This window comes from Clostridium acidisoli DSM 12555 (assembly GCF_900176305.1).
GTDB classification, from domain to species: Bacteria; Bacillota; Clostridia; order Clostridiales; family Clostridiaceae; genus Clostridium_I; species Clostridium_I acidisoli.
In genome coordinates, this window is sequence record NZ_FWXH01000007.1 from 122,162 (window position 1) to 138,589 (window position 16,428).

Consider the following 16,428-nt stretch of genomic DNA (forward strand, 5'->3'; position numbering starts at 1 on the left):
CGGTACCATAAATGAATTGAAGATGAAATAACTTAAATGGAGGTTTAGTGATGAATATACAACTGGCTTTAGATAGACTTACAATTAAAGAAGCAATTTTAAATGCAAATAAAGTAAAAAAATATGTTGATTGGATTGAAGTTGGTACGTCTCTTATAAAGGAATTTGGAATTAAAAGTGTAAAAGAAATAAGAAAGGCATTTCCAGAAAAAATTATTTTGGCAGATGTGAAAACTTTTGACAATGCTAAATATGAATTTACAATGTGCTTTGAAGCTGGAGCTGATGTGGCAACAGTTATGGGCACAGCACCAAAGGTTTCTATAGACATTTGTATGGAAGTAGCAAGGGAGAGTGGAAGGAAGGTAATGATAGACCTTCTTAATACGTCAGATGAAAAAATAAAGGAGCTTAGTGTATATGAAGATGCTATCTTTTGTATGCATATTAGTAAGGATTTACAAGAGGTTATTGGAGAAAAACAGGAGGTAAGCAAAATAAAAGTACCTGAACCATTAACTAAAATAAAGGATTTAAAGATAGCAATAGCGGGTGGAATTACTAGTGAGTTTTTAGAAAATTTGAAAGATATCCATCCATATGTAGTAATAGTTGGTTCCGCAATTACAAAGTCAAATAATCCAGAACTTGAAGCAAAAAAAATTAAAGAATTAGCTAATAGGAGGTAAATTTAATGAGAAGAACACAAATAATTATGAATGAAATAAAAAGTGTATTAGAAGGAATAGAAGAGAAAGATATAGATGAATTTATAGAAATTATGAATAATGGAAATAGAATTTTTGTTATTGGAGAAGGCAGAAGTGGATTTATGGGTAAATCGTTTGCTATGCGTCTTATGCATTTAGGTGCAAAGGTGTATGTTGTGGGAGAAACTATTACTCCTGCCATTGAAAAAGGTGACATACTTGTTGCTATTTCTGGTTCTGGTACAACTAAAAATGTTGTTACAACAGCAGAAAGAACAAAACAATTGGGGTGTTCTGTTATTGTAGTTACAACTAATTTAGATTCAGAACTTGGAAAGATAGCTACGTTTAAATTACATATACCAGCAGCTACAAAATATCGCAGACAAGGAGAGACATCAAGTATTCAGCCATTAGGTTCACTTTTTGACCAGTGTTGCCATATAATATTTGATTCTATTTGTTTAGGGTATGCGGAGTCAAAAAATTTAAACAATGATGATGCATTTAAAAAACATAGTAATTTAGAGTAGATTTAAGCCAGATTAAAATGAAATTATTTATTTTTATAGCATCATTTTCCTCAAATTAACTTATAATATATAAAACACAATAAGTTATGAGAGAAGGAGATATTATGCAAAGTATAACCTATGGAAAAGTTGATTTTGATAAGATGTTTTCTATTATAAAAGACTTTGTAAACAAAGCTCCTAAAGAAGCGTACAAAATTTCAATTGGCACTGACAGTCAAAATTTTGAACTTACAAAAGTAGTGCTAGTTGTTTCAGTATACCAAGTTGGACACGGAGGAATATTTTTTTATGAGGTTAAAAGGGTAAAAAAGATTAGTGATATTAATCAAAAATTATTTTATGAAACTAGTATCAGTCTTGAACTCGCTATGAAACTTTCAAAAAAATTTCATGATGAAGATTTTAATTACAGTATAGGAATTCATGTAGATGCAGGTCAAAATGGGCCAACAAAAAGGGTAATACCTGAAATTACTTCATGGGTAAAAGCATGTGGATTTGACTGTAAAACGAAACCAGATTCTTACGCAGCCTCAACAATAGCAAATAAATATTCAAAATAAAGTGGAACTTGTACTCAGGTGAGGTTTTAGTTTTAACTCCATCTGAGTGTTAGCTTAACTAAAGTTCAATTGCTAGTATTAGTTAAGTAAATGTTTGTAGAAGTTAAGCATGTGCTGAAATTATAAATATGGTTATACTTATTGACGGATTTTATAATTTAATATAGAATAAGTAATATGGGTTGTGCAAACGTTTGCTAAAAGTAATGGAGGGATTTTTATGAAGTGGATGAATAATTTAAAAATATCGCAAAAATTAATACTGTCATTTTTATTAACAGCACTTTTTATAGGAATTGTAGGAGCTATTGGTATAAATAATATGAATAAAATAAATTCTAATGCAATTAAAATGCATGATTATAATTTAAAGTCCATAGAGAATTTGAATAGTATAAAGCAAAACTTTGCTGATATTGAAACTGAAACAATGAAATTAGTATATCAGAATGAAGATGCAGAACAAAATAAAAGTGTTTCGAAAAATATTGAAAATTTATCTAATAGCAGCTATGTAATCGTTAACACATATGACAAGTATATTTCATCTGCTGAAGAAAAAGGGATTTTTTCAAAATTAAAAGTAGATATATATGAATATGAAGACAATATCAATGTTATAAAATTATATGTGGTAAATAATGAGTTTAGTGAGGCTGGCGATAGATTTTTAAAGGTAGCAACTTTAAGGAGTAACGTATATAGTGATTTAGACAGACTTATAGAAATAAACAGGAAAGAAGCCGATAATGCCAATGCTTTAAACATAAGTACATATAAGACATCTATTTATATAACAATAGGAATAACATTGCTAGGACTTATAATAGCAATTGTCTTAGGAATAATGATATCAGTTTTAATTTCAAGAAGAGTTGAAAAAATATTGTGTTTTGCAAAATCACTTCAGCGTGGGGATTTACAGCAATATATAAAAGTAAATTATAAAGATGAGATTGGACAAGTATCTAGTGCATTAAATGAGGCAAATTCAAATGTAAAAAATTTAATAGGTGAAATTGTAAATAGTTCAGGTGTTATTAATACTTCAAGTCAAGACTTATCTTCAACTACAGAAGAAATTTCTTCTACTATGCAAGTAATTAGTGAGGCAACGGGTATCATTGCTAGCGGGTCTAAGGAGTTAAGTTCTATATCAGAAGAAGTTGGCAGTTCGTCACTTGAAATTGGTGAAACTACAGCAAATTTAGCTAAAAAAGCACAGGATGCAGTAATTTCTGCAAATGAAATAAAAAAGAGGGCTTTAAATGTTAAACAAAAAGCTGAGAGAAGTATTATAGAAGGAAATAATATTTATAAAGAAAAAAGTGAAAATATATTAAAATCAATAGAGGAAGGAAAAATTGTAGAACAAGTAAAAACCATGGCCGATTCTATTGGCAGGATAGCAGAACAAACAAATTTACTTGCATTAAATGCTGCAATAGAGGCAGCTAGAGCGGGAGAACAAGGAAAGGGATTTGCAGTTGTAGCAGATGAAGTTAAAAAACTTGCAGAGCAATCAGGTAAAGCGGTTTTGGATATTCAGGATATGGTAACACAAGTTCAAGTGGCATTTAATAATCTTTCAACAAGTGGTAAGGAAATTTTGGATTATATAGGTATAAATATAAAACCAAGCTTTGAATTATTAATGAATACTGGAATTCAATATGAAAATGATGCTGAATTTATTAATGGAATGGCTAAAGATATTGCATATTCATCTAAAGAAATTAATGAAATAGTTGAGCAAGTAAATAGTGCAATTGAAAATATGTCATCAACTGCAGAAGAATCTGCAAGTGGATCAGAAGAAATAATGAATAGTATAAATGATGTAACTATAGCAGTAAACGAGGTTGCAAAGTCAGCTGAAAATCAAGCAGAACTTGCACAAAAACTTACTGAAATCACTAAAAGTTTTAAAATATAGATGTTCAATTTGTTTTATACTTAGGTTGAAAATGTTATATTATATATATAAGCAAAATAAAGGAAGGAATTAGTTATGAACATTTATTTAGTATGTAATGTAGGAATGTCAACGTCTGTACTTGTTAAAAGAATGAGACAGGCAGCAGAAACTATAGAACTAGAAGCTAAAATTGAAGCATATTCAGTAGAAGTTCTAGAAAAAGTAAAAGATGAAGCAGATGTAATTCTAATTGGGCCACAAATAAGGCATATGTCAAAAGAAATTACAAAAATTGTAGATGGAAGCTGCCCAGTAGAAACAATTAGTATGAGAGATTATGGAATGATAAATGGTAAAAATGTATTAGCTCAAGCATTGGCAGTTATCAACAAATAAAGCTTAGCACTTACTGTAAAGGTTTTATTTAAGCAATAAACTCATGAGTTATTAAACTTAAGAGAAAGAGGTCTAATAATATGGATAAACAGTTGGTACAGGATTGCATGACGCTTATCACGTGTAGCGGAGAAGGAAAGGCTCTTGCAACCGAAGCTTTTAATCTAATTCTAAGCGGAGACAAATATGGTGCTGAAGCTAAACTTAAAGAAGCTGGAAAAAGTATTGGTGAAGCACATAATATACAAACAAGACTTATAGAGGAGGAGTTAAATGGAATAATAATTGAAAAAACAATTTTGTTAATTCATGCGCAGGACCAATTTATGACTTCAGTAACTTATAGGGATATGGTAAAACTTATAATTGAGTTATATCAAAAAGTAAGGGAAAAATAATATGTAAAATTATCTTAAATAATATTATAATAAAAATGTATTTATTATAATATTAAGGAGAAAAAAATGAAATTATTACAGGAAACACTTAGAGGAATAGAACCTTCAAATAAACTAGCAATAAAAAATGCTATGAACGTAATAGACAACTTATCTAAACCTATAGGAAGTTTAGGAATGTTAGAAGAAATTTCTGCAAAGATGGCAGGAATTAAAGGTGAATTAAAATATGAAAAGTATAAAAAAAATATAATTATTATGTGCGGGGACAATGGAGTTGTGGAGGAAGGCGTTAGTACATGCCCTCAAAATATAACTCGAATTGTAATGGAGAATTTCACCAAAGGAACCACAGGTGTTTGTGTTTTAGCAAAAAAGGAGCATGCAGAAATAACAGTAATTGATGTTGGTGTAAACGCTGATTTTAATAATAAAAAAATAATAAATAAGAAAATAGCATATGGAACAAAAAATATAGCCAAAGGTCCAGCTATGAGTCGTAGTCAGGCAATTAGAGCTATTGAAATTGGAATCGAAACGGTGAATGAATTAAGTAAATATGGATACGATATGTTTGGAACTGGAGAAATGGGAGTTGGAAATACAACTACGTCTGCGGCAATATTAAGTGTTTTACTCCAAATAGATTTAGAGAGTGCAGTTGGAAAAGGATCAGGACTTACAGATAAGCAATTAGAAAATAAAAAGTCAGTAGTAAAGAAGGCAATAGAAGTTAATTTACCACAAAAAAGTGATGTTATCGATGTTATTTCAAAAGTTGGAGGTTTTGATATAGCAGCGCTTTGTGGATGCTTTTTAGGTGCAGCAGAAAAAAAATTACCAATTGTAATTGATGGTTTAATATCTTCAGTTGCAGCATTATGTGCATATGAGTTAAATAACAATGTTAAAGATTACATATTTCCATCGCACATTTCTGCAGAACCTGGAATGGCATTTGTAATGAAAAAGATGGGGATAGAACCAGTGTTAAATTTAAAAATGAGATTAGGTGAAGGATCGGGATGTCCTATAGCTTTTAATTTAATTGAGACTGCATTATATACAATTAATAACATGGCTTCGTTTAATGAAGCAGGGATAAACAAAAAGTTTTATATTGATATCAGAAAAGCATAGCTATTGATAAATTATCAAAAATAAATCTATTTTATTAAAAGATTATCAAATAAACTCTTGAAATTTTAAAAAACAACATATATAATATAGGTATAGAAAAAAATAATAAAGGGAAAGAGGTTAATAATTATGAATATAGTATTTTTTTTGACTCCTAAGAGAGAAGTAATATACGTAAAATTAACTTCTACGGTGAGACAGGTTTTAGAAAAAATGAAATATCACAATTGCAATAGATTACCTATATTAGATGACAAGGGAGTTTTTGTAGGGATTATTACAAAAGAGGACCTAATTAGTAAGATAAAAAACTCTCCTAAACTTGAATTTAAAGATTTTAATAAAATGGGAATTTCAGATATTATAACGGACATGATAGATATGACAGTGCATATATATGATAATATTGATGATTTGCCAACATCAATGTTGGATAGAAGTTTTGTGCCTGTGGTAGATGATAGCAATATATTTATAGGAATAATCAAAAAAAGTGATTTGCTCAGCATGAGCAAATATAATGAAAGTGAAAAATTAAATTGTATGTAAAAGCTTATGTAAGTCATCTAATATTGATGGCTTTTATTTTTTATAAATATAATAAAAGGGTGTTTCCAAAAATAAAACATATATCTTTGGAAACACCCTTAGATTTAGAAGTTAAAAGGTACTATTTGCTTAGTTTGCTTTCATAATCTTGAACCATTTTTTTAACCATTTGACCACCAACAGAACCATTTTGTCTTGAAGTAAGATCTCCGTTGTAACCTTCAGTTAAAGGAGTACCTACCTCATTAGCAGCTTCCATCTTAAATTTGTTTAATCCTTCTCTTGCTTCTGGGACTAGGGCCCTATTTCTTCTACTTGACATAAGTATGCATCTCCTTCTAAAATAATTTTTTATTTGTGTTACGATAGTATATTGTGCAGTTTAAAGAATCATATTCTATGAAATTTAAGAGTTTTATGGAAGTAATTTGTATTTAATAGAACTTATGCATTTATTATATGTAAAAGTAGAAAATAATCGTGAAAGGAAGTTTATATTGATAAAATGCATATTAAATGTTAAGTTATTTAGTATGTATATTATATTTTGTCTTTATATTATTTTTTTAAAAGAGGGTGTTGTTTTTTATTATGAACAAATTAAAAAGATTTTTTGCATACTACAAACCTTATAAAAAATTATTTTTTGCAGATATGTTTTGCGCGTTGATTTTATCTGCAGTAGATCTTGTCTTTCCAATAATTGTACAATTTATGCTTAACCATGTATACATTTTGAAAGATAAAAATATTATTTTACGATATGTGCTTATACTTGGAGCAGCATTGCTAGCTATGTACATAATAAGATATTTTTGTCAATATTTTATAACTTCTTGGGGTCATATAATGGGCGCAAAAATGGAAGCAAATATGAGAAGGGATTTATTTGAACATTATCAGAAACTTTCTTTTTCATATTACGACAATCATAATACAGGGACGCTTATGTCAAGGATTGTAAATGATCTGTTTGATATATCAGAATTAGCACATCATGGACCTGAAGATATGTTTATTTCGCTTTTAAAGATTATAGGATCCTTTATTATTTTGTTTAGCATAAACATACCAATAACCTTGTTATTAATATTTATAACCTTAGTAATGTTATATTTCTCTTTATTTTATAACAAAAAAATGGAAAACGTATTTATGAGTAATAGAGTAAAAATTGCGGATGTAAATGCAGTAGTTCAAGATACACTTTCTGGTATAAGAGTTGTTAAATCTTTTGCAAATGAAAAAGTTGAGGCTGCTAAATTTGAAAAAGGAAATAATGAATTTTTAAGAACTAAAGAAGAAAGTTATTTTACTATGGGAAGATATTATAGTGGGAATGGTTTTTTTCAAGGAATGTTATATCTTTCAGTGATATTACTTGGTGGTATATTTATAAGTACAGGAAATTTTAATGTTTCAGAACTTGTAATATATATATTGTATATAAATATATTTTTAAACCCAATTGATAAATTAGTTAACTTTACTGAGCAATTTCAAAGAGGACTTACTGGTTTTACAAGATTATTACAGGTACTTGACACAAACCCAGATATTGTAGACAAAAAGGATGCTGTGGATATTAGAGAACCAAAAGGTGATATTGAGTTCAAAAATGTTACTTTTGGATATGATGATGACTTAGATATACTTAAAGATATTAATGTAAATATACCAGCTGGAAAAAATGTAGCGTTAGTTGGACCATCTGGTGGTGGTAAAACTACATTTTGTAGTATTATACCAAGATTTTATGAAATATCACATGGAAGTATAACAATAGATGGAATTGATGTAAAAAATATAAAATTGAACTCACTTAGAAACGCCATAGGTATTGTCCAACAAGAGGTATATCTATTTGGAGGATCTATAAAAGAAAATATAGCTTACGGAAAACAAAATGCAACAGATGATGAAATTATTGAAGCTGCTAAGAGAGCTAATATACATGAATTCATTATGGAACTTGAGGATGGATATGATACTTTTGTTGGAGAAAGAGGAGTTAAACTTTCAGGGGGACAAAAACAAAGAATATCTATAGCAAGAGTATTTCTTAAAAATCCTCCAATCCTAATTTTAGATGAAGCTACATCAGCACTAGATAATGAAAGTGAAAAATTCATTCAAAATTCACTTGAAGAACTTTCAAAAAATAGAACAACTATTGTTATTGCACATAGACTTAGTACAATTAGAAATGCAGATGAAATTATGGTTTTAACAGAAGAAGGTATTAAAGAAAGAGGAAATCATTCAGAACTTATGGACAAAAAAGGAATATATGCTTCGCTTTATAATATGCAATTTGAAACTATAAAATAAGTCCGAAACCCTTTTTCATTATATAGGAGATAGAATTATGCAAAATGTATTAATAACGGGTGCTTCTAGTGGTATAGGGCTAGAGCTGGCTAAAATATTTGCAAAAAATAATTATAATTTAATTTTAGTTGCTAGAAGTAGAGATGAATTAAGAAAAATAGCAGATAGTTTAGAAATGAAATTCCCAATAAAAGTTCATGTAATTGTTAAGGATTTATGCGAAGAATTTTCTGCTGAGGAAGTGTTTAATGAAATTAAAAAGTTAAACCTAAAAATTGATATATTAATTAACAATGCCGGCATTGGAAACGTGGGCTTGTTTAGTAGTATTAGTATAGAAAAAGATATGGAAATGATTCAATTAAATATAATAGCTCTAACTAAACTTACAAAGTTATTTGCTGAAGAAATGATAAAAATGAAAAAGGGTAAAATTTTAAATGTAGCATCCACGGGTTCTTTCACGCCAGGGCCATATATAGCAATTTATTATGCAACTAAGGCATATGTATTATCATTTTCAAGAGCTGTGTCAGAAGAATTAAAGCCATATAATATTACGGTAAGCGCACTTTGTCCTGGCGCAACAAAAACTAATTTTGCTAAGAGAGCTGGAAGGAAAGATTCAACATTAGCTTCAAATCCAAGTAAGATTGCAAAAATAGCTTATAAGCAGTTACTTAGAGATAAAAGGGTGATAGTACCAGGAATTACGAATAAAATATTAGTAAAATTGCCAAGTAATTTAGTTATGAAAATGGTAGGTAAATATCAAAGAGGGTTAACAGATAACAATAAGGCTGATTTATAGTATGGAGAGATTGCAAAGTAAAGGTGAAGGGTTTTCCGTGGGAAAAAGCTATGGATGATTTTTCTCTACTACGCTATGAAAAGTCTTTGAACTTAAAATATATTGTAGAGTTGTTTCTAAATATTAAGATACATAAAAAGAGTTCTAAGTTTTAGGTGGAGGGTCATCCATATGAGACTTAGAACTCTTTATCTACCACTTTGACGGCCTAGGCCTCGTCAATTCTTCCATCTAGCGGAAGGCTTTCTTTAATCTTTTTATCTAGCTTTAGCTATGATGAAAATCTTTAACCAGTTGCGTCACAATTTCTTACTACTGTGATTTGAATTGGTTAAATTATTTTTTACTTTTCTTTCTAGTAACAATTTTATAAATTATAAATCCAATAATTGCAATTAAAACAGCTATATCTAAATAGTGATAATAAGAGCGAATTGTCTCCCAATTTTCACCCATAACATATCCAAGATATACTAGTATAGTACTCCAGATAGCAGATCCAACGAAGGTATAAGTTACAAACTTAGTGAAATTCATCTTTGTAATACCAGCTGGCAAAGATATAAAGGTTCTTATAATTGGTAGCAATCTGGAAATAAATATTATCTTATCACCATATTTATTGAACATGGTATCACTGTTTTCAATCTTTTCCTTTGAAAGATGAAGCTTATCTGCATATTTTTCCACAAGTGGTCTTCCACCTTTTGCACCAATTAAATATGCAATTATAGAACCACAAGTTCCACCACAAGTTCCAACTATAATAGTGACTATCAAATTTAAACTTCCTTTAAAACTTAGGTAGCCTCCAAGTGGTAAAATTATTTCGCTTGGTATTGGAATACAGGCACTTTCAAATAACATCCCTAAAAATGTTCCTAAATAGCCAAGTTTTCCAAGTATTAATATTAATATGTTTATAATATGTTCAACCAAATTAACACAATCCTTTCTAAGATGTACAATGTTTATTTAATACATAGTACCTATTGTAAAGGTTAAGCAAACAAATTTCCACATAATTTTCAGAAAAAATAAATTGGTTATAAAAAATTTACAATTAAATAGTGAAATTCAATTCTTATTGACATTAAAAAAGTGTTATGATAGTATAATATAGAAATTAATGAACCTTTAAGTTCAGTTCAGAGAGACTGGGAAGGTCAAATGAGTATACATGAGTTATGATATCATTATGCCTTCCTTTATTTTAAGGAAGGCTTTTTGTGTACCTTTAAATTTAGTACAGAGAGACTAAGAAGGAGGAGTAATATAATATGTTAAAAGGAAAAAGTCTAATTGATCCTATGGATTTTAGCATTGATGAATTAGAAGAAATTTTTAAATTAGCAGATGATATAATAGAAAATCCAGAGCAATATAGCAAAATAGCTTTTGGTAAAATATTAGCAACACTTTTCTACGAACCAAGTACAAGAACCAGATTTAGTTTTGAAACTGCTATGTTAAGACTTGGTGGTCAAATTGTTGGTTTTTCAGAACCAAATTCAACCTCAGTTTCTAAAGGTGAAACCGTAGCAGATACAATAAGAGTTGTGGGATGTTATGCAGATATAATAGCTATGAGGCATCCAAAAGAAGGGGCACCTAAAATTGCTGCTATGTATTCAGAGGTACCAATAATAAATGCTGGAGATGGTGGACATCAACATCCAACTCAGACGTTAACTGATCTTTTAACCATAAGAAAAATTAAAGGGAATCTTAATAATTCAACAATTGGTATATGTGGTGATCTTAAGTTTGGTAGAACTGTTCATTCACTTATAAAAGCACTTTCAAGATATAAGAATAATAAATTTATACTAATCTCACCTAATGAATTGAAAATCCCAAATTATATTAAGAAGGAAATACTTGAAAAAAACAATATTGATTTTGTAGAGGCAAAGAAATTAGAAGATGTCATTGAAAATCTAGACATTTTATATATGACGAGAGTTCAGAAAGAAAGATTTTTTAACGAAGAAGACTACATAAGGCTTAAGGATAGCTATATTCTTGATAAGGAAAAACTTGAACTTGCAAAAAAAGATATGATAATTCTTCATCCTTTACCAAGAGTAAATGAAATTGATTATGAAGTAGATGAAGATGAAAGAGCTTGTTATTTTAAGCAAGCTAAGTTCGGAATGTACGTTCGAATGGCATTAATGGCAAAACTTTTGGGGGTGGTTTAATGATTACTATAAACAGTATAAAGAATGGAATAGTAATAGATCACATTCAGGCCGGACATGGAATAAAGATTTATAATTATTTAAATCTTCAAGACGCTGATTTTCCAACAGCTTTAATTATGAATGTAAATAGTACAAAAAATGCAAAAAAAGACATAATAAAAATTGAAAATGTTATTGATTTAGATTTTAAAATGCTTGGACTTTTAGATCATAATATTACAGTTAATATAATTGAAAATGAGAGAATAAAAGAAAAGATTAAGCTAAGTCTTCCAGACAAGGTTGAAAATGTAATTAGGTGCAAAAACCCAAGGTGTATTACTTCTGTTGAATTATATGTACCGCATATATTTAATCTAGTAGATGCGGAAAAAGGCGAATATAGATGCGAATATTGTGATGAAATAGTTACGATATAAGGGGGAGTCAGTTTGGAACTTTTAATAAAGAATGGTACCGTAGTTGATTTTTCAAAAAGTTTTAATGGTGATATATATATTAGAGATGGAATAATTGAAGAAATAGGAACAAATTTGAAAAAATCTTGTGAAACTATAGATGCAAAAGGAAAGACTGTTATGCCAGCTTTCATAGATTTACATAGTCACTTTAGAGATCCAGGGTTAACTTATAAGGAAGATATTGAAAGTGGAAGTAAAGCAGCAGTTAGAGGTGGGTACACAACTGTAAACCTTATGGGAAATACAAAACCTGTATGTAGTAACATGGACATTGTAAGATATGTTGAAGAAAAAGCAGACAAACTTGGACTTGTAAAAGCAAATCAAACTGTAAGTATCACAAGAGATTTAGAAGGTAAAGACATAAGTCATTTAGAAGATTTAGATGACAGTGTAAAATGTATTTCTGATGATGGCAAAGGAGTATGCAGCAGTGAAAATATGCTAAAGGCAATGAAAATAGCAAAAAAGAGAAATTGGGTTGTTATGTCTCATGCAGAAGATATGGAAGTAAGTTATATAAGTACGAGACTTTCAGAAAATCTAATGACTGTAAGAGACCTTGAATTGGCAAAATTTACTGGAGCACATTTACACTTATGCCATGTAAGCACGAAGGAAGCCATTAAAGCAATAAAAAATGCAAAAGATGAAGGATATGATATAACTTGTGAAGTAACTCCTCATCATATATGTTTAACAGGAGAAGATAGATATAAGGTAAATCCACCACTTAGAGAAGAAGAAGACAGGCAAAAACTTATAAAGGCAATTAAAGATGGATACGTAGATGCTATAGGAACAGATCATGCACCTCATACAAAAGAAGATAAAAAAAATGGAGCTTGCGGAATATCAGGAATAGAAACATCTTTTTCAATATGTTATACAGAGCTTGTTAAGAAAGAAAATATAAGTTTAAAAAAACTTTCTGAAATAATGTCCAAAACTCCAGCAGAAATTTTGAAACTAAAAAAAGGTAAGATAGAACCTGGATATGATGGTGATGTTGTAATTTTAGATTTAGAAACAAAATATAAGGTAGACCATAATGACTTTTTATCAAAAGGTAAAAACACATGTTTTGATGGAATGGAACTATATGGTGTTGTTCTTAAAACAATAAAAAAAGGTAAAGTTGTTTATAATATATAAGAGGAGTTTTTAATATGATTATAGATAAGTTGTATGAAAGTGTTAAGGAAAAAGGACATGTATGTTTAGGACTAGATACAGACCTAAGCTATTTACCAGAGGATTTTTTCAAAGGTTATGAAAATATAGAAGATGCACTATTCAATTTTAATAAAAAAATTATAGATGAAACTCTTGATGTAGTTGCTTGCTATAAAGTTCAAATAGCATATTATGAGGCATATGGATTAAAGGGACTTGCTGCATATAAAAGAACTCTAGAGTATTTAAAAGATAAAAAGGCTATAGCAATTGCAGATATAAAAAGAGGAGACATAGCAAAAACTGCCGAAATGTATGCAAAAGCACATTTTGAGGGAGACTTTGAAAGTGATTTTATAACATTAAATCCATATATGGGTTTTGATAGTGTTGAGCCATACCTTCCATACGTAAAAAATAAAGAAAAAGGTGTGTTTGTTCTTTTAAGGACTTCTAATGAGGGCTCTAAGGATATTCAATATATAAGTACATGTGAAAATCAAAGAGTTTATGATTTTGTTGGAGAAAAACTTAAGGATATGGGAAATGACTTTTTAGGTGAGAGTGGCTACAGTTCAATTGGAGCGGTTGTAGGGTGTACAACTGGATTTGAAGGTAAAGAAATGAGAAATAAACTTTCATCTACATTTTTCTTAATACCAGGTTATGGAGCTCAAGGTGGTACAGCAGAAGAAGTTGCTAGTTATTTAACACTTGGTAATGGTGGGATAGTTAATTCCTCAAGGGGAATATTACTTGCTTATAAAAAAGAGGAAGATGGAGAAACACATTTTGAAAGATATGCAAGAAAAGCAGCTATATTAATGAGAGATGATATTCTAAAACATATTTAAATTATGGAGGAAACCTATGAGCGAACAATATTCAGTGGAAAAGGTATATAGCAATACTAAAGTAGATGATGATATATATGAAATAACAATTAAAGGCGATTTTTTGGGTAAACCTGGACAATTTTATATGCTTAGGGCTTGGGATAAAGAGCCAACACTTTCTAGACCTATAAGTATAAATAATATTGATGAAGATAAAATAAGTTTTTTATATAGAGTTTTTGGAAGAGGCACTGAAATTTTATCAAAGCTTAAAAGTGGTGATGAAATAAAACTTACCGGTCCTCTAGGAAATGGGTTTGATACACAAAATATCAAAGGTAAAGTTGCTATAGTTGCAGGTGGGATAGGAATTGCACCAATGAGATATCTTATAAATAAACTTACGGATTGTAGTGTAGACTTATATGCAGGATTTAAAAACAAGAGCAAAACTGTGGATAATGTGGAAAAATATGTTAATAACTTATTTTTATCCACAGAAGTTGGAGATGTTGGTCATAAAGGATACGTCACAGATTTGTTAAAGCCAGAGAAATATGATGTTGTAATTTGTTGTGGACCAGAGATAATGATGACAAAAGCTATAAAATTATGCGAAGAAAAGAATGTCAAAGTTTACGTATCTATGGAAAATAGAATGGCTTGTGGTATAGGTGCTTGTCTTGTTTGCACTTGTAAAACAAAGGATGGAAGAAAAAGGTCATGTAAAGAAGGACCTGTTTTTTTAGGTGAGGAGCTGATAATAAATGACTAAAGTTAATATTTGTGGGGTTGAATTTAAAAATCCTGTGATAGCGGCTTCTGGAACTTTTGGTTTCGGCAACGAATATAATAATTATTTTGATGTAGGTAAACTTGGCGGGATTTCATCAAAAGGATTAACCATAAATCCTAAAGAAGGTAATGACGGTATAAGAATTTATGAAGTAGACGGCGGCATTATGAATAGCGTAGGATTACAAAATCCTGGTGTAAAAACTTTTATAGATGATGAACTACCTATGATGAAAAAATTTGGAACTGTAGTAATTGCAAACTTAGGTGGAGGTTGTCAGGAAGATTACGAAAAGGGAATAGAACTTCTAGATAAAACTGATGTTGATATAATAGAACTTAATATATCTTGTCCAAATGTAAAACATGGAGGAATGGCTTTTGGGATAAAGTCCGAAGTTGCATATGATATTGTAAGGAGTGTTAGGAAATATTCGAAGAAGCCACTTATGGTAAAACTTTCTCCTAATGCTGAGGATATTGTAGATATGGCAGTAAAATGTACAGAGGCAGGGGCAGATTCTATATCGCTTGTAAATACATTTAAAGCCATGGCTATAGATATTAATAAGAGGAAACCAGTTTTTAACAATATTACGGCGGGACTTTCTGGTGCAGGAATAAAACCTTTAGCACTTAGGATGGTGTATGAAGTTTCTAAAGCAGTAAATGTTCCAATAGTTGGGATGGGTGGTATAATGAATGGAAAAGATGCCATAGAGTTTATTATGGCAGGAGCCACAGCAATTCAAGTTGGAACTGCGAATTTCATTAAACCTGATATTTGTCTTGATATAATAAGAGATATTGAAGATTTTATGAAAAATCAAGGAATAAAAGATTTATCAGAAATAACGGGAGTGATATAGTGATGGAACAATATAAAAAAGATTTTATTGAATTTATGGTAGATTGCGGAGTTCTAACCTTTGGAGATTTTACAACTAAAAGCGGAAGAAAAACACCATTCTTTGTTAATACGGGAAATTATAAAACTGGAAGACAACTTAGCAAATTGGGAGAATTTTATGCTAAGGCTATTAAAGAAAACTTTGGTAGTGATTTTAATATATTGTTCGGACCAGCATATAAAGGAATTCCACTTAGTGTAACTACGTCTATTTCATTAAACAATATATATGACATTAATGTAGGTTATTGTTCAAATAGGAAAGAAGTAAAAGATCATGGTGACACGGGAATACTTCTTGGAAGCAAAATTAAGTCTGGAGATAAAGTAGTTATAATTGAAGATGTAACTACTGCAGGCACTTCAATACATGAGACAATGCCAATTATAAAAATTCAGGGAGATGTAGATGTAATTGGTCTAATAATTTCTGTAGATAGAATGGAAAAGGGAAAAGGAACAAAGTCAGCTTTAAGTGAAATTAAAGAAGAGTTTGGTATGAAAACTTGTGCAATAGTTACAATGGAAGATGTAGTAGCGCACCTTTATAATAAAGAAATAAATGGAAAAATTACAATAAATGATGAAATGAAGAAAAAAATAGAAGAATATTATGAGGTTTATGGGGTAAAATAAAATTATAAATTGTAGAAACATTAAATAACATTTGATATTAGTGAGATAATAGTGT

General features: G+C 29.9%; 19 protein-coding genes. 17 read left to right on the forward strand and 2 right to left on the reverse strand.

The annotated features are described in order from the left end of the window. Positions 1-50 precede the first annotated feature (50 nt). The 8 genes from hxlA to B8978_RS11100 all read left to right on the forward strand — a co-directional run bounded on the left by hxlA (position 51) and on the right by B8978_RS11100 (position 6,210). Positions 51-689, forward strand: a complete 639-nt coding sequence (gene hxlA, locus B8978_RS11065) for a 3-hexulose-6-phosphate synthase (RefSeq protein ID WP_084116088.1) — start codon at positions 51-53, stop codon at positions 687-689. Between the two features lie 5 nt (positions 690-694). Then, positions 695-1,243, forward strand: coding sequence for a 6-phospho-3-hexuloisomerase (gene hxlB / locus B8978_RS11070; RefSeq protein ID WP_084116089.1), 549 nt, complete (start codon positions 695-697; stop codon positions 1,241-1,243). 104 nt (positions 1,244-1,347) lie between these two features. After that, on the forward strand, positions 1,348-1,809 hold the full coding sequence (locus B8978_RS11075) for a ribonuclease H-like YkuK family protein (protein WP_084116090.1): 462 nt from the start codon (positions 1,348-1,350) through the stop codon (positions 1,807-1,809). Between the two features lie 220 nt (positions 1,810-2,029). Continuing rightward, a complete protein-coding gene (locus B8978_RS11080) occupies positions 2,030-3,745 on the forward strand; it encodes a methyl-accepting chemotaxis protein (protein WP_084116091.1) in 1,716 nt (571 codons plus the stop codon). 75 nt (positions 3,746-3,820) lie between these two features. After that, positions 3,821-4,123, forward strand: coding sequence for a PTS sugar transporter subunit IIB (locus B8978_RS11085; RefSeq protein WP_084116092.1), 303 nt, complete (start codon positions 3,821-3,823; stop codon positions 4,121-4,123). A gap of 80 nt (positions 4,124-4,203) precedes the next feature. Continuing rightward, positions 4,204-4,521 (forward strand): PTS lactose/cellobiose transporter subunit IIA, encoded by a 318-nt coding sequence (locus tag B8978_RS11090; protein WP_084116093.1) that lies wholly within the window; start codon positions 4,204-4,206, stop codon positions 4,519-4,521. Between the two features lie 66 nt (positions 4,522-4,587). Next, positions 4,588-5,661, forward strand: coding sequence for a nicotinate-nucleotide--dimethylbenzimidazole phosphoribosyltransferase (cobT, locus tag B8978_RS11095; RefSeq protein ID WP_084116094.1), 1,074 nt, complete (start codon positions 4,588-4,590; stop codon positions 5,659-5,661). 129 nt (positions 5,662-5,790) lie between these two features. After that, positions 5,791-6,210 (forward strand): CBS domain-containing protein, encoded by a 420-nt coding sequence (locus B8978_RS11100; RefSeq protein ID WP_084116095.1) that lies wholly within the window; start codon positions 5,791-5,793, stop codon positions 6,208-6,210. Positions 6,211-6,331: 121 nt separating this feature from the next. Here the strand turns inward: B8978_RS11100 and B8978_RS11105 are convergent, their stop codons facing one another. After that, a complete protein-coding gene (locus tag B8978_RS11105; protein WP_084116096.1) occupies positions 6,332-6,532 on the reverse strand; it encodes an alpha/beta-type small acid-soluble spore protein in 201 nt (66 codons plus the stop codon). 269 nt (positions 6,533-6,801) lie between these two features. Here B8978_RS11105 and B8978_RS11110 point away from each other — a divergent pair, with 269 nt between their 5' ends. Next, positions 6,802-8,541: an ABC transporter ATP-binding protein gene (locus tag B8978_RS11110; RefSeq protein WP_084116097.1), complete on the forward strand. Its 1,740-nt coding sequence runs from the start codon at positions 6,802-6,804 to the stop codon at positions 8,539-8,541. Positions 8,542-8,578: 37 nt separating this feature from the next. Further along, the gene (locus B8978_RS11115) at positions 8,579-9,352 is read left to right on the forward strand and encodes an SDR family NAD(P)-dependent oxidoreductase (RefSeq protein ID WP_084116098.1); all 774 of its coding nucleotides are present in this window, start codon (positions 8,579-8,581) and stop codon (positions 9,350-9,352) included. A gap of 336 nt (positions 9,353-9,688) precedes the next feature. Here the strand turns inward: B8978_RS11115 and B8978_RS11120 are convergent, their stop codons facing one another. Continuing rightward, the gene (locus B8978_RS11120; protein WP_084116099.1) at positions 9,689-10,291 is read right to left on the reverse strand and encodes a DedA family protein; all 603 of its coding nucleotides are present in this window, start codon (positions 10,289-10,291) and stop codon (positions 9,689-9,691) included. Positions 10,292-10,632: 341 nt separating this feature from the next. On the opposite strand from B8978_RS11120, the gene pyrB reads away from it, so the two are divergent. The 7 genes from pyrB to pyrE are packed head-to-tail and all read left to right on the forward strand — an operon-like array spanning position 10,633 to position 16,373. Beyond that, positions 10,633-11,556 carry an aspartate carbamoyltransferase gene (gene pyrB / locus B8978_RS11125; RefSeq protein ID WP_084116100.1) on the forward strand — a complete coding sequence of 308 codons (924 nt, stop codon included), beginning with the start codon at positions 10,633-10,635 and terminating at the stop codon, positions 11,554-11,556. Continuing rightward, complete coding sequence (locus B8978_RS11130; RefSeq protein ID WP_084116101.1) at positions 11,556-11,978, forward strand: aspartate carbamoyltransferase regulatory subunit; 423 nt, start codon at positions 11,556-11,558, stop codon at positions 11,976-11,978. Before pyrB ends, B8978_RS11130 begins: the two co-directional genes overlap by 1 nt. Before the next feature lie 12 nt (positions 11,979-11,990). Continuing rightward, entirely contained in the window at positions 11,991-13,175 is a 1,185-nt protein-coding gene (locus tag B8978_RS11135; RefSeq protein ID WP_084116102.1) for a dihydroorotase, read from the forward strand. A 14-nt stretch (positions 13,176-13,189) separates the two neighbouring features. Then, complete coding sequence (pyrF, locus tag B8978_RS11140; RefSeq protein ID WP_084116103.1) at positions 13,190-14,050, forward strand: orotidine-5'-phosphate decarboxylase; 861 nt, start codon at positions 13,190-13,192, stop codon at positions 14,048-14,050. Positions 14,051-14,066: 16 nt separating this feature from the next. Next, on the forward strand, positions 14,067-14,807 hold the full coding sequence (locus B8978_RS11145) for a dihydroorotate dehydrogenase electron transfer subunit (protein ID WP_084116104.1): 741 nt from the start codon (positions 14,067-14,069) through the stop codon (positions 14,805-14,807). After that, positions 14,800-15,696 carry a dihydroorotate dehydrogenase gene (locus tag B8978_RS11150; protein ID WP_084116105.1) on the forward strand — a complete coding sequence of 299 codons (897 nt, stop codon included), beginning with the start codon at positions 14,800-14,802 and terminating at the stop codon, positions 15,694-15,696. The genes B8978_RS11145 and B8978_RS11150 overlap by 8 nt, the downstream gene beginning before the upstream one ends. Positions 15,697-15,698: 2 nt before the next feature. After that, complete coding sequence (gene pyrE, locus B8978_RS11155; protein WP_084116106.1) at positions 15,699-16,373, forward strand: orotate phosphoribosyltransferase; 675 nt, start codon at positions 15,699-15,701, stop codon at positions 16,371-16,373. Positions 16,374-16,428: the final 55 nt, after the last annotated feature.